Raw genomic sequence first — 25,092 nt, 5'->3', positions numbered from 1 at the left:
TTTTAGTTGATCTTGGCCCCCTCTCGCCCTACAGTGCGCGCCGAGCGTCCATGCTGGAAACGATCCATCCGGCTCAAGTACTGACGACGAGACAGCAAGGTCACCCCCCTCACCCGGCGTGGCCTTTTTGCTTTCGGCGACATGCCTTGGGAAGTAGGCGAACCAAAGTGGGGATACGGAGGGCGCTTGCAGATCAGCCACTTACATTCATCGTTTGCCACCTGAGGAGTACCCCATGTCGATCAAGGTCGAAGACTACTACGCCCCCGACACCTTCAAGCGCATGAAGGCGTTCGCCGACACCCAGGAAACCCCGTTCGTGGTCATCGACACCCAGATGATCGCCCAGGCCTACGACGACCTGCGCGCCGGGTTCGAATTCGCCAAGGTGTACTACGCGGTAAAAGCCAACCCGGCCGTCGAGATCATCGACCTGCTGCGCGACAAAGGCTCGAACTTCGACATCGCCTCGATCTACGAGCTGGACAAGGTCATGGGCCAGGGCGTCACCCCCGACCGCATCAGCTACGGCAACACCATCAAGAAAGCGCGCGACGTGCGCTACTTCTACGAAAAAGGCGTGCGCCTGTACGCCACCGACTCCGAGGCCGACCTGCGCAACATCGCCAAGGCTGCGCCCGGTTCGAAAGTCTACGTGCGCATCCTCACCGACGGCTCCACCAGCGCCGACTGGCCGCTGTCGCGCAAGTTCGGCTGCAACCCCGACATGGCCCTGGACCTGCTGATCCTGGCCAAGCAACTGGGCCTGGTGCCCTACGGCGTGTCGTTCCACGTCGGCAGCCAGCAGCGTGACATCGACGTGTGGGACTCGGCCATCGCCAAGGTCAAGGTGATCTTCGACCGCCTCAAGACCGAAGACGGCATCACCCTGCAGATGATCAACATGGGTGGCGGCTTCCCGGCCAACTACATCCAGCGCACCAACAGCCTGGAAACCTACGCCCAGGAAATCATTCGCTTCCTGAAAGAAGACTTCGGTGACGACCTGCCGGAAATCATTCTGGAGCCTGGCCGTTCGCTGATCGCCAACGCCGGCGTGCTGGTCAGTGAAGTTGTGCTGGTGGCGCGCAAATCGCGTACCTCGGTCGAGCGCTGGGTGTACACCGACGTGGGCAAGTTCTCCGGCCTGATCGAAACCACCGACGAGTCGATCAAGTTCCCGGTATGGACCGAGAAGAAAGGTGAAGACGAGGAAGTAGTGATTGCCGGCCCAACCTGCGACAGCGCCGACATCATGTACGAGAACTACAAGTACGGCCTGCCGTTGAACCTTGCCAGCGGTGACCGCCTGTACTGGTTCTCCACCGGTGCCTACACCACCAGCTACAGCGCGGTGGAATTCAACGGCTTCCCGCCGCTGAAGTCGTTCTACCTGTAAGCCGATAACCGCCGGGTGGGGCTTACACCTCCACCCAGCGGCGCAACAGGTTGTGATATGCCCCGGTCAGCCGCACCAGCGAGGGGTGATCGGGCACCTCACACGCCAGTGCCTGGATGGCGCTGTCCATCTCGAACAGCAAGGTGCGCTGGGCATCTTCCCGCACCAGGCTCTGAGTCCAGAAAAACGCAGCGTATCGCGTTCCCCGCGTTACCTCGTTGACCTTGTGCAAACTCGTGCCGGGGTACAGCACTGCGTCGCCGGCCGCCAGTTTGATCCGCTGCGGGCCATAAGTGTCCTGGATCTCCAGCTCTCCCCCGTCGTAACCCTCAGGCTCGCTGAAGAACACTGTGGTCGAAAGATCCGTGCGTATTCGCTCGCCACCGCGCCCCTGGCGAACGGCGTTGTCGATGTGAGTACCGAAGCCCTGCCCCGGCCCATAGCGGTTGATCAGCGGCGGGAATATCTTGGCCGGCAACGCGGCCGCCATGAACAACGGGTTGCCCCACAATCGCTGCACGACGGCCTCGCCAAGCTCCCGGGCAAGCGGGTGATCCTCGGCCAGTTGCTCGTTGTGCTTGGCCTTCGCGGATTGATAGCCCGCAGTCGCCTTGCCGTCGATCCATTCGGCGTTTTCCAGCGCCTGGCGGATGCGCTGCGCTTCTTGGCGAGAGAACAACTGCGGGATCTGGAGAAGCATAACGGGCACCGGCATCTGAGAGGGCGGCGATGATAGTCAGTCTCAAACGCCCTCGACAATCGTGGCATCCGGCCTGCTGAGCTAGCAAAAGGCCCACTTCACAATTCGATACTCATTCTCATTTGAGAACACCCCAGACGACTCTTAAAGTGCCGCCCCTTCAGATCGAGCGCATTGGGGCGTCACATGAAAAAACGCGTAAAAACAATTACCTGGAAATAAATAGAAACGGCTGCTTGGCACTCGCCAGTGCAATGAGCCTGTTGGCTGCGCCTGCCTGGGCGGGCCCCGCCGTCGAGCTCGAAACTATCCAGATCGACGGCGAGGCGCGCAGTTACAAGGCAGCCTCAGCCACGGGCGCCGAACACACCGCGGCCGAGTTGGATACCCCACGCTCGACCACCACGCTCACCGAACCGCTGCTGCGTGACAGCGCGGCATTGACCCTGCAGGAGGCGCTACGGTTTTCTCCCGGCATCACCTTCGGTGCCGGTGAGGGTGGCAACCCTCTGGGGGACCGGCCGTTCATTCGCGGCTTCGACGCCCAGGGAGATACCTTCGTCGATGGCGTGCGCGATATCGGCGGGCAGAGCCGCGAGCTGTTCAACATCGAGCGCGTCGAAGTGATCAAGGGGCCCAATTCCGCGTTCGCCGGCCGCGGCGCGGCAGGTGGCAGCCTCAACCTGGTCAGCAAGCTGCCGCAAGCGCAACGCTTCGCCGAAGCCGGCCTGACCTACGGCTCAGACCAGACCCAGCGCTATACCCTCGACCTCAACCAGCCACTCACAAGCCACGCCGCCCTGCGCCTGAACCTGCTCAGCCACGATCAGAACGTCGCTGGCCGGCAGGCGGTGGAGCAACGCCGGCAGGGCATCGCTCCTTCGTTGAGCCTCGGGCTGGGGACGCCTACGCGGCTGACCCTGAGCCACTACCATTTGCGCAGCGACGAGTTGCCTGACTCAGGCATCCCTTATCGATACGGGTCGGCCGCCGGCCATGTGAAGGACAGGCCCATCGATGGCGGCGACCGCTCGAACTTCTATGGCTTGAAAGCCCGCGACTTTCGCAAGACCCGCGCGGACCTCACCACCCTCACCGCCGAGCATGACTTCACCGAGCACCTCACCTCACGCACCACCCTGCGCATCGGCAACAGCGGCCAGGACTACATTCTCACCAACCCTGATGGCAGCCAGCACAACGTCGACCGCTACGGCACGGTGTGGCGGCGTGCCAACTCACGCCATTCCGACACCGATACCGCGAGCCTGCAGAGCGACGTGTTCGGCAGCTTCGAGGCAGGCGGGCTGGCCAACCGCTACAGCCTGGGGCTTGAGGCCAGCCGCGAGCACACTGACGTCCAGCGTTACAAAGTCAGCCCTAACAAGAACCCAGCCGGCGGCTGCCTGCCGGGCCTGATCGGCGATGGCCAATGCACCTGGCTGAGCGCCCCCTCCCCACGCGACCCCTGGTACGGCAGCGCAACGTTGGACCCTGCCACACGCACGCGTACTCAGGGCCAGACACTGGCGCTGTACGCGATGAACACTGTCGAGCTGTCGCCGCGCTGGCAACTGAACCTGGGCACCCGGCTTGACCACTTCAGCACCGAAGCCCGCGACAGCACCAGCCGTGCCAGGCACACCAGCCAGTTCTGGAACGGCCAGGCCGGCGTCGTTTTCAAACCGGTGCCCGAGGCCAGCCTTTACCTGTCATGGGCCACCTCGGCAACGCCGGTTGGCGGCCTGGTCGGCGAAGGCAGCGAAACCAACCCGCTGGCCGCTGCCAACGTTCACAGCGAGCTGCAGCCCGAGCAAACCGTCAACCATGAACTGGGCGGCAAATGGGACCTAGCCGGTGGCGACCTCATGCTGGCCGGCGCGGTGTTCCATACGGTCAAGCACAACACCCGCGTGCTGGTCGGCAACAACACTTACCGCAATGCCGGTACATCAAGGGTCAATGGCCTGGAGCTGAGCGCTACCGGCCAGTTGAGCACGCAGTGGCAGGTGTACGCGGGCTACAGCCTGCTCGACAGCGAGCTGGTGGATGCCGGCCTGCCTGGCCGGCGCGGCACGGTGGATGCAAGCGCGCCGAACAACAGCGGCAACCGCCTGCCCAATGTGCCTCGGCAAAGCCTGGTGCTGTGGAGCACCTATGCGCTGACGCCGCAGTTATCGGTGGGTGGCGGGGCATTTCATGCAGGCCGGGTGTTTGGCGACGTCGGCAACAGCGTGTACGTACCGGCCTACACCCGCTTCGACGCCATGGCCAACTACCAGCTGAGCCGAACGGTCGAGCTGCAGTTGAACGTGCAGAACCTCGCCGACAAGGCCTACTACGACCGCACCCTGGGCAATCACTACGCAAGCATGGCGGCTGGCCGCACGGCGCTGGTCACAACGCGGGTGAAGTTCTAGCACCTGCGTGCGAGGCCTGAGGCGCTGTTGCAAGGGCCAGTGTGGAAGCAGTAAATTGTAAAAAATATCAAATGATATATATTCTCAATCATTTGCTTTCCGCCCCTCCTACAAGCCCCGGCGACTCCCTCGCCGGGGCTTGTCGTGTGGAAAGCGGCCACCCTTTTTCGTGAGCGACAGCGTGTTCAAGAAGGTTCTGTTCCAACTGCACTGGTTCTTCGGCATCACGGCGGGGCTGGTGCTTGCGCTGATGGGCATCACCGGGGCGCTCTATTCCTTCCAGGATGAAATTCTCCAGGCATTGAACCCCGACACGCTCAAGGTGCAGCCACGCCCCGAAGGCCCGCTGCCACTGGGGCAACTGGTCGATCAGTTGCAACAGGCGGTGGGCAAGGAAGTGGTCGGGCTCAACCTGGAAGTGGCCACCAACGACGCTTCACGGGCCTATTTCATGCCCGAGCCGGGGCAGCGGCGCGGGGAGCTGCGCTATTTCGACAGTTACACCGGGGCACTCAAAGGCGAGGTCAGCGGTGATGGCTTCTTCCGTTTGATGCTCGATCTGCACCGCTTTCTGGCCATGGGCGATACCGGCCGGCAGATCACTGGCGCTTGCACCCTGGCCCTGTTGTTCTTCTGCTTTCAGGCCTTTACCTGCGCTGGCCGCGCCGGCCGCTGTCGTGGCGGGCCTGGCTGGCGCTGGACTGGGCGAAAAAGGCCGGGCGTTTCAATGGGACTTGCACGCGGTGTTTGGCACCTGGTGCCTGGTGGTGTATCTCGTCAGCGCGCTCACCGGCCTGACCTGGTCGTACGCCTGGTTTCGCGACGGGGCTACGGCGTTGCTGTCGAGCGAACAGGCCGAGCAGCGCCCAGCCGAGCGCCGTGACCGGCCCGGCAACCAGGCCGCCGAAGCGCTGCAGGTCGACTTCACCGCCATCGACCGCGCCGTTCACCAGGCCGCAGGCCCCGAGCTTGCCAGCTACACCTTGCGCCTGCCGGCCCGCGCCAGCGGCGTGGCCACGGTGTTCTACCTGCTGAGCAGCTCACCCAACGACCGCGCCTTCAACCAGCTGCAACTGGTGCCTGCAACCGGCGAGCTGCGCAGCCAGGCCACCTATGCGCAAAAGGCGTTGGGCGACCAGTTGCTGACCAGCTTGTACGCCATCCACGTGGGCAGTTACTTCGGCCTGCCCGGCCGCTTGATCATCACACTCGCCTCGCTGTGCATGCCGCTGTTCTTCGTGACCGGCTGGCTGCTGTACCTGGACCGCCGGCGCAAGAAGCGGCTGATCCGCCACAGCCGCCAAGGGTTGGACGCCGCCAGCGAAGGCTGGCTGATCGGTTTCGCCAGCCAGAGCGGCCAGGCCGAGCAACTGGCCTGGCAGGCCGCCGCGCAACTGCAGGCCGGCGGCATCGGTGCCAAGGTGCGGGCCTTGGGCACCATCAGCGAAGGCGACCTGAAGGCCACCGACCGTGCGTTGTTCGTGGTCAGCACTTTCGGCGATGGCGAGGCCCCCGACAGCGCCCGCCTGTTCGAGCGGCAGATGGCGGCCTTGCACTGGCCCCTGCCCCACCTACGCTACGGCCTGCTGGCGCTGGGTGACCGCAATTACACACAATTCTGTGGTTTCGCCCGCAAGCTCGACACCTGGCTGAGCGCGCAAGGCGCAACGCCGCTGTTCGAGCGCATCGAAGTCGACAACAACGCCGCAAACGCCCTGGCTCAGTGGGCCGAGCAGGTCGCTGCACAGGCCGGCGGCGCGGCGGTGCTCGCGCACCCCGAGCGCTTCAGCCCCTGGACCTTGGCCGAACGCACGCGGCTCAACCCTGGCAGCGCGGGCGCGGCAGTCTATCACCTGCGCCTGTTGCCTGAGGGCCAGGCAGCGTGGGACGCAGGCGACATCGCCGAAATCATCCCCGGGCCAAGCGCCGACGCCACCCAGGCGCGGGAATACTCCATCGCCTCGCTCCCCGCAGACGGCGGCCTGGAACTGCTGGTGCGCCAGCATCGCCACGCCGATGGCAGCCTGGGCCTGGGCAGTGGCTGGCTCACCGAGCACGCGGCGCTGGGCAGCGCACTGCAAGTGCACCTGCGCCGCAACAGTGCCTTTCATGCGCCTGAGGATGATCGCCCGCTGATCCTGATCGGCAATGGCACCGGCCTTGCCGGCCTGCGCAGCCTGTTGCGCCATCGGCAGGCGCAGGGCCACTCCCGCAACTGGCTGTTGTTCGGTGAGCGCAACCGCGCCCACGACCTGCTGCTCGGCCATGAGCTGGAATGCTGGCTGGCCAACGGGCACCTGCAACGGCTGGATCTTGCCTTCTCGCGCGACCAGGCCGAGAAGTTCTACGTGCAGGGCCGCCTGCGCGAAGCGGCCGAACCGCTCAGGCAATGGCTGGCCGAGGGCGCCGCGCTTTATGTGTGCGGCAGCCTGCAAGGCATGGCCGACGGTGTGGACCGCGCCTTGCGTGAGCTGATCGGGGACCACGCGGTGGAGCAGTTGATCGAGCAGGGCCGCTACCGCCGCGACGTCTACTGACTCACGCCGGCTGCAGGGTGCGCTCGAACACTGCATCGCCCTTGAGGTCACGCAGCGTGACCTTCAGCTCACCGCTCTGCGCATCGATGTTCACCTCGCCGAAAACTGGTAACCGGCCAGCGGCGAGGTGTTCTGCTGTGCAGGGGCCTTCTGGAACACCACCTCAGGCCCGAAAGTGCCATCCAGCGGGTTGGGGCCGAAGCTGCCCGCGTTCAACGGCCCGGCCACGAACTCCCAGAACGGCTCGAAATCCTGAAACGCCGCACGGTCGGGGTGATAGTGGTGGGCAGCGGCGTAATGCACATCGGCGGTCAGCCATACCGTGTTGCGCACCTGCTGCGCACGCAGGTAGCTCAGCAGCTCGGCGATCTCCAGCTCGCGGCCCTTGGCCGGCCCGTTGTCGCCGTTGGCGATAGCCTCCCAGCGCCCGATGCCCGGGCTGACCTCACCGTCCGGCACGCCGAGGCCGATCGGCATGTCGGCGGCGATCACCTTCCATTGCGCGGTCGAGGCCTTGAGCTGCGCCTTTAGCCAGTCGAGCTGGGTGCGGCCGAGGAAGGCACTGGTGTCGGTCATGGTGGCCGACAGGTTGGCATCGTTCGGCCCGCGGTAACTGCGCATGTCGAGCACGAACACCTCCAGCATCGGGCCGTAGGCAAGCTTGCGGTACACCCGCCGGCCATCGTCGGCCGCTTGCAGGCGCATGGGCGAGTATTCCAGCCAGGCCTGGCGGGCGTTCACCACCAGCTTCTGGATGTCCTTGACCCGGTAACGGTCATCGAGCTGCTTGCTCGGCGACCAGTTGTTGGTCACTTCATGGTCGTCCCACTGCCAGATCTGCGGCACCTCGGCGTTGAAGCGCCGCACGTTCTCGTCCATCAGGTTGTAGCGGTAATTGCCGCGGTACTCGTCCAGCGTCTCGGCCACCTTGCTCTTGGCCTCGGTGGTGAGGTTGCGCCACTGGCGGCCGTCTTCGGTGGTGAGCATGGCCGGTACCGGGCCGTCGGCGTAGATGGTGTCGCCGCTGTGAATGAAGAAGTCCGGCAGGCGCAGGCGCATCGCCTCATAAATGCGCATGCCGCCGATGTCGGGATTGATGCCGTAGCCCTGCCCTACCGTGTCGCCACTCCAGACGAAGCGGATGTCGCGCTTGTGCAGCGGCACACTGCGCAGGTGGCCCATCCATGGCTCACTGGCCACACCCGTGCTGGCGTCTTCGAACCACACCCGATAGAAAATCGCCTGCCCGGCCGGCAGCCCCGTCAGCTCGACGCGCGCGGTGAAATCGCTGCGCGCATCCACCGCCGCAGACACCACCCGGCGCGGTTGAGTGAAGCCACTGCGGGTGTCCCACTCCACCACCATCTTTGCCGGCCGGTCGCAACGGCTCCAGACCACGGCACGGCCGCCCAGCGGGTCGCCGGACTGCACGCCGTCCGGCATGCGCGGGCGGGCATTGGGGGCAGCGATGATCGCAGGCGCAGCGCCCGGCAGCAGCAGGCCGGCACCAACGGTTTGCAGAAGGCGGCGGCGGGCCAAGGGGAAATCGTACATGGGGCTCTCCGGGGGTGAGGTGGAGAGGATATGTAACGGGGTGGGTGTGACAGGGGTGTGGCATTGGGGGTGACCAAGGCCGGACGGGGATCTCAGTCCAACGTCGGGATTGGTTGGCTATGCCACCACAGAGATATCTCGGCGTGAGGCGTACGACAACCTCTCTCCGCGAACAGAAGCATAAGATAACTAACCCAATAGCTATAAAACCCACTCAATCGGAGATCCTGGAGAACTAAGAGATTGAAAAAGATGGGCTTCGCAAAAACTCGAAAACCAACTTTGTGATTAGCGACCATTTGCATCATGAGGAGTCAGAACCTGAAAACACAACATAAGAACAGATCGAGAAATAAAATCACACAACTGTGATATAGAAATCGGACTCTTCTGCATTCAATCCAGACAAAACCCAATCAGTTTCATTGGGGAAACCATAACTACAATATGTACAGAATTGGAATCTTCGAAAGCGCCAACCCAAAAGGCAGCCTACTCAGAAATAATCTAAAAAACGCTCATGGCGCCTAGATGAAAAAATCTTGCCCAAAAAGACTATAAAATCACTAAAGGAAACACACAAACAATATATTCTAAATAAACTTGCCACTCAACAAGAAAACTTTCAGATTCTGCCGCCAGAATATAAATTCAAAGATATACTTTTAAACGACCCCAAACATTTGAAAGGACTGTGCGCGGAGCGAATCAGCCCAGGTTCTCTCGGAATCCGCAGTTAAACGAATATCTTCTACAAACCGGTTTGCGCGTTATTTTCGAAGCCAGCCCGGTTGATAACATTTGGGGTATAGGGCTCGTGCAGGACATGCGGATGCGAAAATCCAAATCTGTGGAAGGGTTTGAATTTTTTGGGATTGCGCTGTTGCAGGTGCGGGACCGAACTAGTATCCCAGCCCCAAGGTAGTACCCGTCCTTACTCGCGAAAAACGCGGCCTTGGCGAACGCCAGGTTTTTTTGCATGCAGCCTTACCAAGACCAAGCGTCAATCAACAAAAGCTGAGTCACCCGAATTTCGTCGATACCTTCGAGCGCCTGCATCTGGCCGATTTCTATCCGTCGCGAGAGGCAGAAAACGACCATCCCATTGCATTTGGCCGTAACCAGTGAGCGTTCGATACTTACGTTGTCGCGTTTGCTTGAAAGTACGGCGAGTTCTGGAGAAGGTTATCGCTTAAAAATGGCTGGCTTGCCTCAAATTTTGCACAGACCGTTACCGTTATCGCGAGCATCGGAATTGGGCCAAGGGTGCAACGTCGTCCGGGGTGTCAGATTTTGTACGGTCCGGCCATTGAGCACCGGGTACTTGTGCTTCAAGGTGGCTATAGTCGTTTCCGCGTTGTTGACGCTAGACAGGCAGAAGGTCAGGGCGTTGGCGTAGAAGTCGCCGATGTAGGCGGTTTCGCCAGCTTTCACGCTAAAAATAACCGGGTTTGCCCGGGGCGCCGTTTCGCCGTCGTAATATATGTAGTTCCATTTGTAAATTTCATAGCTGCCCTCTGGCACTTCGTACATGAAAAGGTTGCCACGCAAGTTTAGAGACGGTTGATCGTCTTCGGCATTCAAGGTGGCCAACAGAACGGTAGTGTATCGCTCGCCCACTTTTCGGATATGCACCTTCAGGCCATGGGGTTGCGTCAGGAAGGCTTCAGTGATGGAGCCAACGATGATGGCTTTGGTCGGATCCGGCGGGCGGGTGCCGTCATAACGCCCCGTGGCGCATCCGACAAGCAGTGTTGAGATGGCGATAGCAGCAAAAACGACGGTGGGTTTACTGGATTTCCATAGCATGACGTTGGTCTATTCCTTGATGATGAGTAATTTACGCGTTTGAAAGACAGAATCGTACTTTTAAATAACCAATGCGACGGGGTGAAGGCTTACAGCGGTCGCGAAAACTCTTTGAAATCGAACCTACCCGGTTTATCGCTGAGAACATGCGCGCAGTAGAGGTCGATGGCAGTGGCTGGATCTGACAACTCCCTCATACCTGTTATATCCGCGTCATGTATCCAATACACCTTGCCGTCTTGAATATGATTTTTTACGAAAAAGACGTCTCCCTCCTTTCCTGAGAGCGTGGGTCTCGTGTCTAGAAACATCATAAAATCCGTACAAGGCATTCCTCGTTCGAAACTCACATCAGGGATGATTTCGTCTAGCCATCGCAAATACTTTTTCCTATACCCTGGAAATTGCTCGAGATATCCATCCCAGCTTTGTCAAGGTCGCCCAATAGGAAATGGAAATATTCTTGTGTATGTACCAATAGATGATGTTTTGGGAGCATTGACCCCGTCGAAACGCCAGTAATAAGCGTACTTTATAGCTTCAGGCAAGCTTCTCTCTCTCCTTTCTGAGATCGTTCTATAAAATTCTGAACGACGGCGATCGCAGCAGTTTTCCCCATATGAATTCCGGTCTAGTACCAGAACCCTTCCGTCGAGCTCAATACAGAGATGCGCGATCCTTCTGGAGATATCACCTATGGGAGGCCGAACAAATAATTTACCTTTTGAAAGTCTTCTGGCTGTTTCTGGCTGCCATTTATTAGTTAACTCAAATAACCACTCCGCCCCTTTTTCCAAAGGTGTAATAATGTCGGGCGGCTGAACTATTCCAGGAACGCGATCCAGTCCCAAGACTCTTCGAACATACAAGTCTGGAACGTCGCTCACACTCATCCAGCAACATGAGGGATTACAATCCACCATAAAGTCTTCGTAAGTGATTAATTCTCTCATCAGTCAACCCCGCTCATTGATTTAATCTTCTCTTGAAGATAAATTCTCATATTTTCCTGTTCTGCCCTGAGCCATTTAGAATATGCATCTGGCAGCTTGTGTCCCCGGAATGTATCCCAAGGTTTATCCGTACCATTAACCCGGCACCCCTTACTACAATTCTCAGGGACGCCCAACGGCTGAAAGTTGTAAGGATCATTCAAGATTTTATTCTGCTGGCTTTTAGTTAGTTCCTTGAACCCGTCCAGCTTCTTCACCTCCTTTTGTGGATATATATGATCCGCATGCAACTTCATCCCCTCCGACACAGGCTCCAACTGCCCCGTCATCGGATTCATCCAGTTAACCGCCCTCCCCTGATCGTCATAAAACTCCGCGCGATGCCCCGTCGCCGTCAGATCACCGACCGGGCCCGCCCGGATGGGTGGGCGTACGTCACCGACAACGCCCCAACGCCCCCCAACCCGATCAGCCAACTCCCTGACCAGCCGCCCGCCCACCCGGTCGATCGCTTCATCCACCGCCGTTTGCACGGCCGCGGCTTTCAACGATTCCCAGATGTCCGTATCACCGGGGTGGGTAGCAGGGTTGAGCGACCGCAGGACGGCTTGGCCTTCCTGGGTTTTGAACGGTGTGAACAGGTCGTTGAAACCTGAGGCGGCGAGGCTGCTGCCGCTGGCTACAACGGCCCTGGAGCCGCACTGCGCGCATTGGCTGCAGCTTTGGAGGCCAACCGGGTTGCCGGGCTAACTCACCGGGGCAGCAAGCTGGGCCAAAAGGAGTACGCTTCGCTTATTCGCTGTTTGGCTGACTCAGCAGCCGATGCCCCCCAGCGCATCAGCAACCCGCGAGCAGGGAATTCGAATTCGCTTTGACGTCTCTCTGCCGGGTTTGAATGACAAGCCGCCTAGGCTCTGTACGAAATGCATCCCAGCTCGTCCATGCTGCGTTGAAAACAGGCTCGGAATGCTCATTTACAACCAGTAAACTCCGCTTCCTCGCCTGTTTTCGCCTTGCCTGGCCTTCGCTGGAATACATTTCATACAGAGCCTAGCCCACTACGCTCAATTCCATCTCTCCCGGCAGAAGTAAAAAACCTAATTTTCAAAGAACCAAAGCAATGGGGTGAAACTCACAACGGTCGCGAAAACTCTCTGAAATCGAACCTACCCGGTTTGCCGCTGAGGACATGCGCGCAGTAGAGGTCAATGGCAGTAACCGGATCTGATAACTCCCTCATTCCTGTTATATCCGCGTCATGTATCCAGTACACCTTGCCGTCTTGAATATGGTTTTTTACAAAAAACACGTCCCCCTCCTTTCCGCTAAGCGTGGGCCGCGTGTCTAGAAACATCATGAAATCCGTACATGGCATTCCTCGTTCGTAACCCACATCCGGGATAATTGCGTCTAGCCATCGCAAATATTTTTTTCTATACCCTGGAAATTGCTTCGAGATATCCATCCCAGCTTTGCCAAGGCCGGCCAACTGGAAAGGGGAATATTCTTGTATACGCACCGACAGATGAAGTTCTTGGTGCGTTAACTCCATCAAAACGCCAGTAATAGGCATATTTTATACCTTCCGGCAAACTCTCCTGCCTCTTGATTTTAAAAGTCTTGGAAGAATGTTGATAACCTGCGTCGCAGCAGTTATCCCGAAAGACTTGCGGTCTAAAATCAGAATCCTCCCCTCGATATCCAGGCAGAGATCAGGAAAGTCCCATAGCAGTCTACTCTTGGGAGGACGAACGAACAAATTGCCTTGCAGAAGTATTTCTGCTGTTTTCGGCTGCCATTGCTGAGTCAACTCGAACAACCATTCCTTGCCCTTTATCAAAGGTGTGATGATATCCGGCGGCTGGAAATCTTGAGAGTTCATATCCAACCCTAGGATTCTTCGAACGTAACAATCCGGAATATCGCTGACACTTGTCCAAGACTGGGCGCAGTCACGACCGACCATAAAATCTTCGAAGGCAATAAGCTCTTTCACTTGACATCTCCTCGCATCGTTTTTATTTTCTTCTCAAGATATATTTTCATATTTTTTGTTCCGCCTCTAACCAATCTGAGTATTCAGCAGATAGCTTCTGTCCGCGAAACGTCTCCCAAGGTTTATCCGTGCCATTAACCCGGCACCCCTTACTGCAATTTTCAGGGACGCCCAACGGCTGAAAGTTGTAAGGATCATTCAAGATTTTATTCTGCTGGCTTTTAGTTAGTTCCTTGAACCCGTCCAGCTTCTTCACCTCCTTTTGTGGATATATATGATCCGCATGTAACTTCATCCCCTCCGACACAGGCTCCAACTGCCCCGTCATCGGATTCATCCAGTTAACCGCCCTCCCCTGATCGTCATAAAACTCCGCGCGATGCCCCGTCGCCGTCAGATCACCGACCGGGCCCGCCCGGATGGGTGGGCGTACGTCACCGACAACGCCCCACCGCCCTCCAACCCGATCAGCCAACTCCCTGACCAGCCGCCCGCCCACCCGGTCGATCGCTTCATCCACCGCCGTTTGCACGGCTGCGGCTTTCAACGATTCCCAGATGTCCGTATCACCGGGGTCGGTGGCCGGGTTGAGCGACCGCAGAACGGCTTGGCCTTCCTGGGTTTTGAACGGTGTGAACAGGTCGTTGAAGCCCGACGCGGCGAGGCTGCTGCCGCTGGCTACACCGGCGCCGGCCGCGAAGCAGGCAAGGCCTGCGGTGCCCAGGCAGGCGGCGCCGCCTGCCGTGGCGGAACCTGCAGCCAGGGCGATGCCGCTGCCGGCGTCGAGGCCGGCGTTGAAGTAGTAGCGCGGGCGTTCGTGGCGGCTGTAGAAGTCGCCGACTTCCTCGGGCCAGCTGAGCTGGAACATCCCGCTTTCAAGCAGGCTGTCCTGCAGGGCCGTGTGTTCGGCCCCTTCGAGCTGCAGGTCGTGGAGGTAGCGGTATTCCTTGGCGGTGGGCGGAACACCAGCGCTGCACTTGGCCAGCGCGCAGGCCGCGGCGAGCCAGGCGCGGCTGCGCTGTGGGTCAGCGTTTCGCAGTTGGGTGAGGAAGTTGGTTTCCGCCACATGCAACTGGCGGTTGTATTGCTCCACGGCTGCGGCGGCCTGGGCGGCGCTGGCCTGGGCGGGGCCTGGGCCGGGGCCGCTGCTGGCAGCACCGAGGGTGGCGGCCAGCAGCGTGCTGGTGGCCGTGCGTTCGCTGTCACTGAGGCTGCTGTGCTTGAGGGCCTCGCTGACGCCAGGCATGAGTGCTGCCGACAGGGCCGCGCCCTTGGCGGCGGCGGCCGGGCTGCCACTGGCCAGGCCTTGCAGGGCACCGGCGGCGGCGTGCAAGGCCACGCGGGCGGGGCCGCCTTCGGCCCAGGCGGCTTGCGTTGCAGCGTCTGGGGAGGCGCGGGCTTGCTGGTCGGCGTAATCGCCCAGCCGCTTGTAGGTGTCGGCGGCGCTGGTGTGGGCGACGACGCCGACTGTGGTGCCAGCGCCCGCCCCGCCCAGCCCGGCAGCCAGCAGGCCGGTGGCGATGTCGGCAGCCCAGCGCTGGCTGCCGCCGGGCTTCCATTGCGCCGCCTCTTGCTCAGCGTGGGCTGCGGCCTGGCGGTCCTGTGGGGTGTTGCTGTTTCCGGCTTTTTCAGCCAGTTCCTGGGCGGTGCGCTGTTTGGCCTGGGCGATGGCGTTGACCACGCCCTGGCCCAGGGCCACGGTGCTCTGGATCAGCTCCAGGCGCGTTTGCAGGGCCTTTTCGTCTGGCGGGCCGCGGGCCTGGTTGGCGTTGGCCGGGTCGCGGCTCAGCCCGACACCGTCGAAGGTGCCCAAGGGGCTGCGGATGTCGAGCGTGCCGGGGCTGATGGCGCTGTGGGTGAGGCTGTCCTGGCTGTCGCTCAACGCCAACGGTAGGCCGCCACCGACGCTGCTGTCGGCCGCCACCGGCGTTTTTTGTCCGCCAGGGTGCCACTGGAGCTGTAGCTGGCGCTCAGGCTGGCGGAACGCGCCGTGGTTTCGCTGCGGTTGCGAATGTCGCTGAAGGCCAGCCGCTCGGTGCTCAGGCGGTTGCGCTCGGGGGGCGCCTGGCTGTCGATCACCGCCCCTTGCAGATCGGTGGTGCCGCCTACGTCGATGCCGAAGCCACCCTGGCCTGCGAACAGGCCGCTCTGGTTGACCACGCCTTCATAGAGAGTGGTGCTGTCGGCATAGGCCAGGCTGCCGCTGGCGCTCACGGTCGCGCCATGGCGCGACGGCGGGATGCACAGGCTCGCGACCGCCCCGGCACTGCGCTGGCGTTGCTCGCGGTGCAGCTCATCCTGCCGCGACACGATCAGCAGGTCGCGACCCACCCGCGCATCGATGCGCTCGGCATGAATCTCGGCGCCTGCCAGCTGGCTGTGCCGGCCGCTGTGCCAGTTGAGGGTGCCGGTGTGCAGCTGCGCATTGGCCTGCTCTACCTGCGAACCGCGCCCTTGGGCCTTGCCCACCGACGCGCCCAGGTCGAGGGTGAAGCCGGTCTGTTCACCGATGTTGAAGCTGGCGCCGATGGCAGCCTTGTCGCTGGTCGACTGGTTGTTCCAGGCGCTGCGGTGCTGCGCACTTTCGAAGCGGATGTCACGCCCGGCCAGCAGGTCGGTGTCGGTGCCACGCAGCCGGCTGCCGACCACCTCCAGGTCGCGTTCGGCAATGATTTCCAGCTTGCCGCCGGAGATGAGCGTCGCGGGCTTGGCGACGTCCTCGACGCTCTCCTGCTGGGTACGTTGGCGGGTGTTGGCCAGCTCAGTGCCGAGCTTGATGAGCGAGCCGGAACTGTTGCTCGGCTTGCCTTCGGCCAGGTTGCCAGCCACCTGGCTGCCCTGCTGGACGAGCGTGTAGGCCGCCAGCGCAGCCTGCGCTGCCTTGACGGCAGCCAGCCGGCTGTCATCGGCGTCGCGCGCTGCCTTGGCGCTGTGATAAAGGGCTTGCGCGGTGTCGACCACCTGGCCACCCACCACACGGCCCACGGCCAGTTCGCGGCGGCTGTGGTAACTGCGCTGTTCGGCTCGCTCCTGGCCTGCGGCCACAGTGACGTCGCTGCCGCGCAAGCGCATGGCCTCGGCGCTGATCAGGTCACTGGCGACCACCTCCAGCCGCCGGCCAGCCTCCAGGTTGAGGCTGCCGGCGCTGGCGCCAACCGTGCTGGGCGTGAGGGTGGTGCTCTCGCGGTGGCTGTGGCCTTTCTGGCGGCTGATGGACAGGTGCTGCTGGCCGGTGAGGGCATCCAGCCCGAGCGTGTTGGCGGTGAGCAGCCCGGTGAGGTCGTGGCGTTTGTGCTGGTAGCTGTCGCTGCCACTGAAGTTGTTGCGGGCGGCTTCGATGCTGAGGTCGCGGCCTGCGGCAATGTCGATGCCGTGCGTGGCGACCACGGCCGAGCCGCTGATGCGCGCATCGCGCCCGGCCTGGGCGACGACGCTGCCGCCAGAAACCTGGCTGCCCACCGCATCACCCGGCTTTCGGCCGCCTGGGTGCGCGATTCGCTGCCTTTGAAGCCGGCCCAGCTGCTGCGTTTCTGCTCGCGGGAATGCTCGCTGTGGTGCGTGTCGAAGGCCGGGCCGATCAACAGGTCATGCCCGGCCAGCAATTTCACCTCGCCAGCACCGGCCTCGACGCTGCTGCCGACGATGGCGACGTTCTGCCCGGCGCTGACGTCAACAGCGCCTTCGGCGTGCAACGACGTGCCCTGCTGGCGCACCTCGTCCAGCCGCGCAGCAAAGTGCCCGCCTTTGAAATGACTGTGATGCTCGTTCGCGGCGCTGCCGATCAGCAGGTGCTCACCGGCTTGCAAACCGGCGTTGCCCCCGGCTTCCAACTCGCTGGCGATGACGCTGAGGCGCTTGCGCGCGATCAGCAGCAGGTCGGCACCTGCCCTGACCTGGCTGCCGATGTGAGTGACCTGGCGATTGCCCAGGCCTGGCCCATGCTCGGTTGCCTCTTCGCTGCGCGACGCGCCGATGTCGAGGTTTTGCCCGGCTTCGATGGCCAGGGTTTGCCCCGCCAGCAAGGTGCTGCCCTGATTGAGCACATCCCCCTCGGCCTTGAACAGCAGGTTGCGCTCGGCTTCGATGCGCGCGGCCTGGCCGGTGAAGGTCTGCAACCAGGTGCTGCTGCCCAGTTGGCTCTGGTAGGCCATGGCCAGGGGCGCGTTGCTGAGATTGCCGGCGCTGTTGAGGCTGACGTCCTGGCCGGTGATGACACCCTGGTTCACCAGGTGATCGCCGGTGCTCAGGGCCAGTGCCTTCTGAGCCTGGATGAGGCCGCTGTTGAGCAGGCTGCCACTCAACTGCACGGCGAGGCTTTCGCTGGCCTTGAGCGCGCCGCTGTTGTTCAGGCTGCCGCTTTCCAGCGCCAGTTGCTCGCCCTGAATCAAGGCGCCGGAAGGCTGCAGGCCGCCTTTGGCCTGGGCCAGGTAAAGCACCGGCACCAGCACGGCCCGCCCATGCATTTGCCGCTCTTCGAGCCAGACGATGTCACGGTTCAGCGCACTCACCTGCGCAGCGCTGAGGCTCACGCCCAGCCGCAATTGCAGCGCCTGCTGGCTGGCCAGGGCGTTGTCCATCAGGTGCTTGAACTGGGCCTGGTCGCTGGCCACGCCGTCGAGCCAGCGCTGGCCGGTGCGGGCGAGCACGGCTTGCTGGATCAGGCGTTGTTCGTAGAGGCCGTCACCGAGGCGCAGGGGCCTGGGTGGGCGAACATCGGTGGCAGGTGGTGCCCCGAGAGCACGTGTTGTGCTGGGCGCGGGTAGCGCGGGTATCGCGCTCGGGGCAGGTATCGAGCTGAGCGCAGGCCCAGCGAAGGTAACTGCCAGGTTGGCGAGTGGAGCAGAGGGCAGTTCCTCGATCACAGGCGTAACGGGGGGCGCTCTCGCCGGGTTGGCGTCCAGGCGATCGAGCAGGTAATCGGTGCTAAGGAACTGCCGCAAGTCGGTGAGTGCCGGGTTGGTTTCGATCAGGTAAGGATGCGGCGGGGCCGTTGAGTCATCACCCCAGCCTTCGCCGAGACGAAACAGCCCGTTGCCCCCGCCGTTGGGCAAGGTGAAGCCCGGCAGGCGCGTAGGGTCGACCTGCTGCTGGGCAAGGTCTGCCGGCAGCTGTGGGTGGATGTCGATAACTGCGCCTTGAGCAGTGCCTGGCGCCTGCGTATCGACGCGTTGGCCAGGGCTGACGAAGGTGTAGCCGGTGCGCACTACGCTGTTGCCCACCCCGTTGCGCGATTGCACATCGACCTTGCCGGCGGCCTGAATCACTGCGGCATAGGCCTGAGTGTCGGCGCTCACGGCCTGGGTGGTTTTGTACTGGAAGTACTCCTGCTGGTAGACAAAGCGCGCCAGCGCGGCCTCGAAGCCGGAGCTGTCGTTCGGGTCGAAGCCATTTCCGCCTTCGGCATAACGGCTGTTGAACGCGTTGGCCTGCGCGTAGCTCGCCGATGCATTGCGGGTTCGCCCCGTGCGCACCACGCGTGAGGTATGAAACTCCCCGGGTACCAAACCGAGGTTGTAGAAGTTCGTGACCCGGGCGGTGAAGCCACCGCCGGTGGCCACGCTGCTGCTGCGATTGGTGAAGTCGCCGGCCAGCAGGGTCAGGTGCCCGCCTGCGGTAATGCTCGCCGCGTCGCTGGCTTCGAGCACGCGCAAGCGGTCGTACTGATCGATGCGCCAGACGTGCTCGCGCTTTTGGTGCCCGCAGTCCAGGCCACCGGGGAAGGTGCAGGCAATCTCGGTGATGCGGCCCTTCCACGGGCGCGAAGGGTCTATGCGCAGCACTGCGCGCTCGTTGGTGAGGGTGTGCGCGGCCAGGGTCATGGCCCCGTCGCTGGTGATGTTGCCGGACTGGTTCAGGATCAGGTCGGCATAACTGCCGGCTTCGTCTTGCGCGATCGAACAGGTCGCCCAGGCTGAATACGTCGGCGTAACGGTTGACGAAACGCTCGGTCAACAGCTCCAGGCGACCGCCGCTGGTGATCAGGCCGTGGTTATTGACGAGGCTGGCAGCCTTTGCCTGCAACTCGGTGCCGGCGGCCAGGGTGCCGTGGTTGGCGAGCTCCGCAGCACGAAGCTGCATGCGTTGGCCACTGAAGAGCCGCCCGCTGTTGTTCAAGGCGGCGCCCAGCTCAAGGCTGAAGTCGCCATCGCTCGCGATCAGGCCGGCTGTGTGCCAGATACCGCCCGTACCTTGGAAGGTGCCAGTGGCCAGCAGCTGGCCGCCGGCCAGTTGATTGAGCTGGCGCACATTGACGACCAGCTCACCAGCCTGCAATACGCTGCTGTTGGTCCATTGGTCTGCGTCGATCTGCAGGCGCCCGGCCGTGGCAATGCTGCCGCCAGCGTCTTGCAACAACGCAGCGCTCACGTCGAAGGCGCCAAGGCCCCGGTGGCTCACCTGACCGCCATCGTTGCGCAGGCCTGTGGCCTGCAGCGCAAAGCGAAAGCTGGCGATCTCCAGTTGGCCGCTGCGGTTGTCGAAAGCCCCGGCCAGGCTGAAACGGCTTTCAGCTGTTCGGGCCATCGCCGAGTGCGCGAACCTGGCCATGGCGGTTGTCGAGGCTGCCCGCAGTGATCAACCACGTTGCCAAGGCTCTCCAGCACACCGCCCTGGTTATCCAGGTGCGCCGCACTCACCGAGAGCGCTTGCCCCGCCCGCGCCGTGCCAGCGTTGGCCAGGCTGCCACCCGCTTCCAGTGCCAGCGTACCTGCGGCGCTGAGCACGCCCCGGTTGAGCAAGTCACCCCGCGCCTTGAGGTGTGCGTTGCCGCCGGCATGCACCGCCTCGCTCAGCACAACGTCGCCGCCCTGCACCCGCAGATCGCCGCTGGCCGCCGTGCGCGCCAGGGTCAACTGGCCGTCGGCGCTCAGGTGCAGGTCGCCGCTGCTGGCGATCAGGTCGCCGGCCAGATGCACGCCGACTCCAGCCTCAGTGCCCACCAGGTAAATGGCGTTGGCGTACATCCCGCCCAGCGCGGAGCTGTCGATGGCGACGCGCGGCGCATCTTCGGCGGCGCCGGCGTGAGGCGTGGGTACGAGGGTCTGAGCATCGATGTCGTTGCGCCCGGCGACCACCTTCAGGTCGCGGGCGTAGAGCTTTGCATTGATCGTCGCGGCGCGGGTGAGCAGCTCGAAGCGGTCGACATTGCTGGCATTCAGGCCTTGGCCGCCCACCAGAATGTGCCCGCCTTCGACCGAGAAACGCTCCAGTTGCCCGTCTTCACCGAACATTGGCCGCCCGGTGCTCAGCGTGGCGCGGGGCGCGTTGATGAACCCGCAGCCGTCACAGGTGATGCCGTAGGGGTTGGCGACGATCACCCGCGCGCCAGGGCCGGCGACCTCGGTGTAACCGCTGAGCTGGCTTGGGTTGGCGGCCGTGACTTCGTTGAGGATCACCCCGGCCGGCCCGCCGGCCAGGTGCGGGTTGCCGGCAATGGCCCCGGCCAATTGGCTTACGACCGGGGCACTGGCGTTATTGAGCACCAATCCCTGAGGGCCGACGTTGTAGTGGTCGAAGCGGTTGTGGGACAGCCCGTGGGCATCGGGGGTAGCGATGTCGAGCACAGGCACGCCGTTGGCCGCCTGGGTGACCTGGGTGCCGGGCTGGTTGGGCACCAGCATCTCGGCCTGCGCCCAGAGCGGTTGCCAGAAGATCGCCTGGGCGAGCGTCAGGGTGAGCCAGCGCATCGGCAGGCCGCAGAAGGTAGTGGTCACGGGCAGCCTCCGCTCACAGGTCCAGGTCGAGATTGAAATACACAGGCCGCTCACGCCTTGGCAGTGCGGCGGGCCGTTCCAGCGAGTGGGCCAGGGTCAGGCTCAGGCCCAGTTGTGGGCCGCGGGCGAACAGCTCCAGCGCATGGCCGGTCGCCCGGCCTGCGCGTTCCCGGGTTTGCCGGTTGGCCCGCACGGCGCCTGCGTCGTAGCCAAGGCCTATGCCGTACTGGTTGAGCACGCGCCCGGCCAGGGGCCGCGACCAGCGCAGGTCGGTGCGCCAGTAGCCGCCGCTGTCGGCGCTGAGGCTCTGGGTTTTGTAGGCGCGCACGGCGGCCAGGCCGCCTACGCCGATGCGTTGTGCGCTGTGGAGGGTGTCTGCGCTTCGCTGGCCGGTGGCCAGAGTGCTGAAGGTCACGCGCTCGCCCAGCACCTCGAAGGGCTGCAAGTAGCTGAGGGTGGCGCTCTGTTTTCGGTAGCGGGCCGCTTGCAGCCGTTGCGGCGCCTGGCCTTGCGCACCCGATGCGCCAACGCCGCGGTGCAGGCCAAGGTCGAGGTTGAGAAACCCGCTGCCCAGGCGGCGGCCATGGTTGAGCCCCCATTGCCACTCGCTCAGGCGATAGCCCTGCGCTGCCAGGCGCGTGCCGTTGATCTGCGACTCGCCGCGCTGGCTGCTCAAGCCGGCACTGATGGCGGTTTTACCGGCGCTGCTGCGCTGCACCGTGCGTTCGGCACGCCACGCGTGTTGCTGGCTGCGGCCGCCGTAGCGGGTGCCGGGGCCTGGCTGCATGCGGTATTCACTGCGGCTGTGGCTGTAGCTGAACAGCCACCACTGCCAGGGCACGCTGTAGTGCAACTGCTGGCTGGCAGAGCCAATGGAAGCGCCGCGATAAGCGTCTTGCGCCGCGTTCAGGCGCACTTGATCGGCAAGCCCGAGCGGGCTGTCCCAGGCCGACCTGGCTGCCCACTGCCGCTCGCCGCTGCCGGGCTGGCCGTTGTTGTGCTGGCTGAGGCCGGCCTGCCAAGGGCGCGAACGTTGGCCCTCGAGCTGAACCCAACTGGTGCCGGGCGTATCGCCCGGCGTGAGCTGAGCGCTCACCTGCCGGGATGGCAGGCGCGCGAACCGGTCGAGCATCTGCTCGATATCGCGCACGTTCAGCAGTTGCCCGGCGCTGCCGGGGAAAGCCATGGCCAGCTCGCGTTCCGAAGGGCCGGTGCCGGGTTCGGCGCGCACACCTTGCAGGCGGCCCTCCAGCACCTGGATGACCAGCGTGCCGCCACCAAGGCTTTGCGCGGGCAGGTAAGCGCGGCTGGTGATCAAACCGCGTTCGAGGTAGAGGTGGGTGACCTGCCTGAGCAGCGCATCCAGTGACGAAGGCTCCAGGCAGCGCCCTTGCCATTCGCTGGCCAAGCGGTCGAGCACTTCGGCCGGCAATGCCGTGACCCCCTCCACCTGCAGCCGCTGCACAACGAAGCACTGCCCTGGCTTCGGCACGGCTGCAGCCGGCACCGGCGGCGCGGCGCCGGGTAACCGCTGCAAAGCTTCCAGCCGCTTTTGCTGGTGCTCCAGCAATTCAGCCTGCCGCTCACGCTGCAGGGCAGTGGCCGAAGGCAGGTCGGGGCCGGCCAGTGCCGAAGGCATCAGGCAGGCGAGCAGGCACAAGAGCGGCCAAGGTTTCATGAGCGGTTCGCTTTGGTTTAAACGAAGCCGCGCACCCTAGGACATCTCTGAATTGGTACGAAAGTACAGAATCTTCTTGATGCAAATTTTTCGGCGCGACATCCGCCGAAACGCCCTTTCCAGAGCCATCCGAGCGTTATTCCCGGCAACAGGCCGAAAAAACCGCTATTTCAGGATTTGTCATGACCTGCACTGGCCACCCGGGCACTTGCGCCCAGAGCGACCCTAGGCATTTGTAACAGGCTTGTGCATAGTCACGAGCCCGACTCGCGCCGAGGACGCCGCCATGCATTCACTCAAACTGCCCCTCGCCCTCATCACGTTGTTTGCCGCCAGCCAGGCCATGGCCGATGACACCTGGCGCTGCAACAGCACCCTGGTGTCGGTGGGCGACAGCACCACCCGCGTAGCGCGCAAATGCGGTGAGCCGCCCAGCAAAACGGCGCCCAGCTTCATGCGTGTGCCCAATTATCGGGGTGGTTTCAGCGACGTGCAGGTCGAGCAGTGGACCTACGGCCCGGACTCGGGCATGTACCACACGTTGCGCTTCGAAGGTGACCAGTTGGTAAGGATCACCTCCGAGCGCGATTGAAGGTCAGGCCGCTGCCGGTTGCGCGGCGACCGCGTCCTGCCCGCGCTTGATCGTCGCGTACACCACAGCGGTGACCAGGCTGCCGGCGAGAATCGCCAGCAAGTACAGCAGCGCATGGTTGATCGCATTGGGGATCAGCAGCACGAACAGGCCGCCGTGGGGCGCGGCCAGCTTGCAGCCGAACAGCATCGACAGCGCGCCGGTGAGCGCACCGCCTGCGATGCTGGCCGGGATTACCCGCAGCGGGTCCTTGGCGGCGAACGGAATGGCGCCTTCGGAGATGAAGCACATCCCCAGCACCAGCGCAGCCTTGCCGGCTTCGCGCTCACTTTGAGCGAACTTGCGCCGAGCCAGGAAAGTGGCCAGGCCCAGGCCGATCGGCGGCACCATCCCGGCGGCCATGGTCGCAGCCATCGGCCCGCCCGCCTGGTTGGCCAGCAGGCCGACGGAGAACGCATACGCCGCTTTGTTGATAGGCCCGCCGAGGTCCACGCACGTCATCCCGCCCAGCAGCAGCCCCAGCAGCACGGCGTTGGCGGTGCCCATGCTGTCGAGGAACTGAGTGAGGCTGGCGAGCATGCTGGCGACCGGTGAACCGACCACGTAAATCATCACCATGCCGGTGAACAAGCTCGCCAGCAGCGGAATGATCAGGATCGGCTTGAGCGCCTCCAGGCTCGAAGGCAAACGCAGCGCGCGGTTGATGCCCCAGGCAAGGTAACCGGCGATGAAGCCGGCAAGAATGCCGCCGATGAAGCCGGCGCCCAGAGTGCTGGCCAGCAAGCCACCGATCATGCCGGGGGCGATGCCGGGGCGGTCGGCGATCGAGTAGGCGATGTAGCCGGCCAGCAGCGGCACCATCAGCGTAAAGGCCGCATCACCGACTTTCTTCAGTGCAGCGGCTAGCGTGCCAGGCTCCTCGAAAGCGTGGATGCCGAACACGAACGACAGCGCGATCAGCAAGCCGCCCGCCACCACCATCGGCAGCATGAACGACACGCCGGTGAGCAGATGTTTATAAACCCCTTTGCGCTCGGCCTTGGCCGGCGCCTGGCTGGCGCTGCCACCGGCTTGCTCCACCGCGCCTTCGGCCAGGGCCTTGCGCAGTGTGGCCTGGGCCTGCTTGAGGGCGATGCCGGTGCCGCAGCGATAGATGCGCTTGCCGGCGAAGCGGTCGGTAGCCACTTCGATGTCGGCCGCCAGCAGCACCACGTCGGCCTCGGCGATGGCGTCGGCACTGAGCGGCGTGCGGGCGCCCGCCGAGCCCTGGGTTTCCACGGCAATGCCGTAGCCCAGTTGTTGAGCCGCCTGTTGCAACGCCTCGGCCGCCATGAAGGTGTGTGCAACGCCAGTCGGGCAGGCGGTGACCGCCACGATCTTCGGCTGAGCGCCTTGGCTTGCGAAGCCTCGGCCGGCACGGTAGCCGGCGGCTGGTAGGGCTGGGCCTGGCGCTCGGCTTCGCGCAGGAAGCTGTCGGCGTCGGTCAGCGCCTTGGCCGGGGTGCTTTCGAACAGGCGCTTGCCGGCGAAGCGGGCCAGGTCCAGCGGGCCGGTGCGCACCACCAGCACCCAGTCGGCGCTTTCGATATCGCGGGCATCGAGCCCCTGCTCAGGGTGTTGCGGGTCGTGTACTTCCACGCAAGGGGTAAAGCCCTGGCGCCTGGCCGCCGCTTCCAGCAGGCGGGCACTGAGCGCACTGGAAACCCGGCCATTGGGGCAGGCCGTGACGATGGCTAATTTCAT

General features: G+C 63.1%; 14 protein-coding genes and 4 pseudogenes. 5 read left to right on the top strand and 13 right to left on the bottom strand.

The genetic code is table 11. From position 1 onward, the window contains the following. Positions 1-235: 235 nt before the first annotated feature. Complete coding sequence (locus LN139_RS01995; protein WP_236358308.1) at positions 236-1,399, top strand: type III PLP-dependent enzyme; 1,164 nt, start codon at positions 236-238, stop codon at positions 1,397-1,399. A gap of 22 nt (positions 1,400-1,421) precedes the next feature. Here LN139_RS01995 and LN139_RS01990 read toward each other — a convergent pair whose 3' ends face one another. After that, positions 1,422-2,099: a Fe2+-dependent dioxygenase gene (locus tag LN139_RS01990; protein ID WP_236358306.1), complete on the bottom strand. Its 678-nt coding sequence runs from the start codon at positions 2,097-2,099 to the stop codon at positions 1,422-1,424. Positions 2,100-2,353: 254 nt separating this feature from the next. Between LN139_RS01990 and LN139_RS01985 the strand changes: the two genes are divergently transcribed. Together LN139_RS01985 and LN139_RS24650 are read left to right on the top strand one after the other, a co-directional pair. Beyond that, a complete protein-coding gene (locus tag LN139_RS01985; protein ID WP_236358304.1) occupies positions 2,354-4,519 on the top strand; it encodes a TonB-dependent receptor in 2,166 nt (721 codons plus the stop codon). Positions 4,520-4,700: 181 nt separating this feature from the next. After that, positions 4,701-7,056 (top strand): annotated as a pseudogene (locus LN139_RS24650) (PepSY domain-containing protein). 1 nt (position 7,057) lies between these two features. On the opposite strand, the pseudogene LN139_RS01970 reads toward LN139_RS24650, so the two are convergent. Further along, positions 7,058-8,610 (bottom strand): annotated as a pseudogene (locus LN139_RS01970) (alkaline phosphatase D family protein). A 694-nt stretch (positions 8,611-9,304) separates the two neighbouring features. Here LN139_RS01970 and LN139_RS01965 point away from each other — a divergent pair. Further along, the gene (locus LN139_RS01965) at positions 9,305-9,535 is read left to right on the top strand and encodes an NADAR family protein (protein WP_236358302.1); all 231 of its coding nucleotides are present in this window, start codon (positions 9,305-9,307) and stop codon (positions 9,533-9,535) included. Positions 9,536-9,822: 287 nt separating this feature from the next. Here the strand turns inward: LN139_RS01965 and LN139_RS01960 are convergent, their stop codons facing one another. The 10 genes and pseudogenes from LN139_RS01960 to LN139_RS01920 form a co-directional block, all read right to left on the bottom strand. Beyond that, on the bottom strand, positions 9,823-10,419 hold the full coding sequence (locus tag LN139_RS01960; RefSeq protein ID WP_236358300.1) for a hypothetical protein: 597 nt from the start codon (positions 10,417-10,419) through the stop codon (positions 9,823-9,825). Positions 10,420-11,371: 952 nt separating this feature from the next. After that, positions 11,372-11,920, bottom strand: coding sequence for a DUF1524 domain-containing protein (locus LN139_RS01955; protein ID WP_236358298.1), 549 nt, complete (start codon positions 11,918-11,920; stop codon positions 11,372-11,374). 584 nt (positions 11,921-12,504) lie between these two features. Continuing rightward, the gene (locus LN139_RS01950; RefSeq protein WP_236358296.1) at positions 12,505-12,945 is read right to left on the bottom strand and encodes a hypothetical protein; all 441 of its coding nucleotides are present in this window, start codon (positions 12,943-12,945) and stop codon (positions 12,505-12,507) included. A gap of 3 nt (positions 12,946-12,948) precedes the next feature. Beyond that, positions 12,949-13,368: a hypothetical protein gene (locus tag LN139_RS01945; RefSeq protein ID WP_236358294.1), complete on the bottom strand. Its 420-nt coding sequence runs from the start codon at positions 13,366-13,368 to the stop codon at positions 12,949-12,951. 46 nt (positions 13,369-13,414) lie between these two features. Further along, positions 13,415-15,292 carry a hypothetical protein gene (locus LN139_RS01940; RefSeq protein ID WP_236358292.1) on the bottom strand — a complete coding sequence of 626 codons (1,878 nt, stop codon included), beginning with the start codon at positions 15,290-15,292 and terminating at the stop codon, positions 13,415-13,417. Next, complete coding sequence (locus LN139_RS24645; RefSeq protein ID WP_268944807.1) at positions 15,247-16,827, bottom strand: hemagglutinin repeat-containing protein; 1,581 nt, start codon at positions 16,825-16,827, stop codon at positions 15,247-15,249. Before LN139_RS24645 ends, LN139_RS01940 begins: the two co-directional genes overlap by 46 nt. 83 nt (positions 16,828-16,910) lie before the next feature. After that, a pseudogene (locus LN139_RS24640) lies at positions 16,911-17,519 on the bottom strand (hemagglutinin repeat-containing protein); the annotation flags it as partial. An 847-nt stretch (positions 17,520-18,366) separates the two neighbouring features. Further along, positions 18,367-19,614 carry a hypothetical protein gene (locus LN139_RS25355; RefSeq protein WP_442964408.1) on the bottom strand — a complete coding sequence of 416 codons (1,248 nt, stop codon included), beginning with the start codon at positions 19,612-19,614 and terminating at the stop codon, positions 18,367-18,369. A 146-nt stretch (positions 19,615-19,760) separates the two neighbouring features. Further along, entirely contained in the window at positions 19,761-21,080 is a 1,320-nt protein-coding gene (locus LN139_RS01925; RefSeq protein WP_236358290.1) for a filamentous hemagglutinin N-terminal domain-containing protein, read from the bottom strand. A 13-nt stretch (positions 21,081-21,093) separates the two neighbouring features. Next, complete coding sequence (locus LN139_RS01920) at positions 21,094-22,758, bottom strand: ShlB/FhaC/HecB family hemolysin secretion/activation protein (protein WP_236358289.1); 1,665 nt, start codon at positions 22,756-22,758, stop codon at positions 21,094-21,096. Between the two features lie 286 nt (positions 22,759-23,044). Between LN139_RS01920 and LN139_RS01915 the strand changes: the two genes are divergently transcribed. Further along, complete coding sequence (locus tag LN139_RS01915) at positions 23,045-23,350, top strand: DUF2845 domain-containing protein (protein WP_236358287.1); 306 nt, start codon at positions 23,045-23,047, stop codon at positions 23,348-23,350. A 3-nt stretch (positions 23,351-23,353) separates the two neighbouring features. Here the strand turns inward: LN139_RS01915 and LN139_RS01910 are convergent. Further along, positions 23,354-25,092: pseudogene (locus LN139_RS01910) on the bottom strand (PTS fructose-like transporter subunit IIB).

The organism is Pseudomonas sp. KNUC1026 (assembly GCF_021650705.1).
In the GTDB taxonomy this organism is placed as follows: Bacteria; Pseudomonadota; Gammaproteobacteria; order Pseudomonadales; family Pseudomonadaceae; genus Aquipseudomonas.
This window is presented reverse-complemented; position numbering and strand designations above follow the sequence as displayed.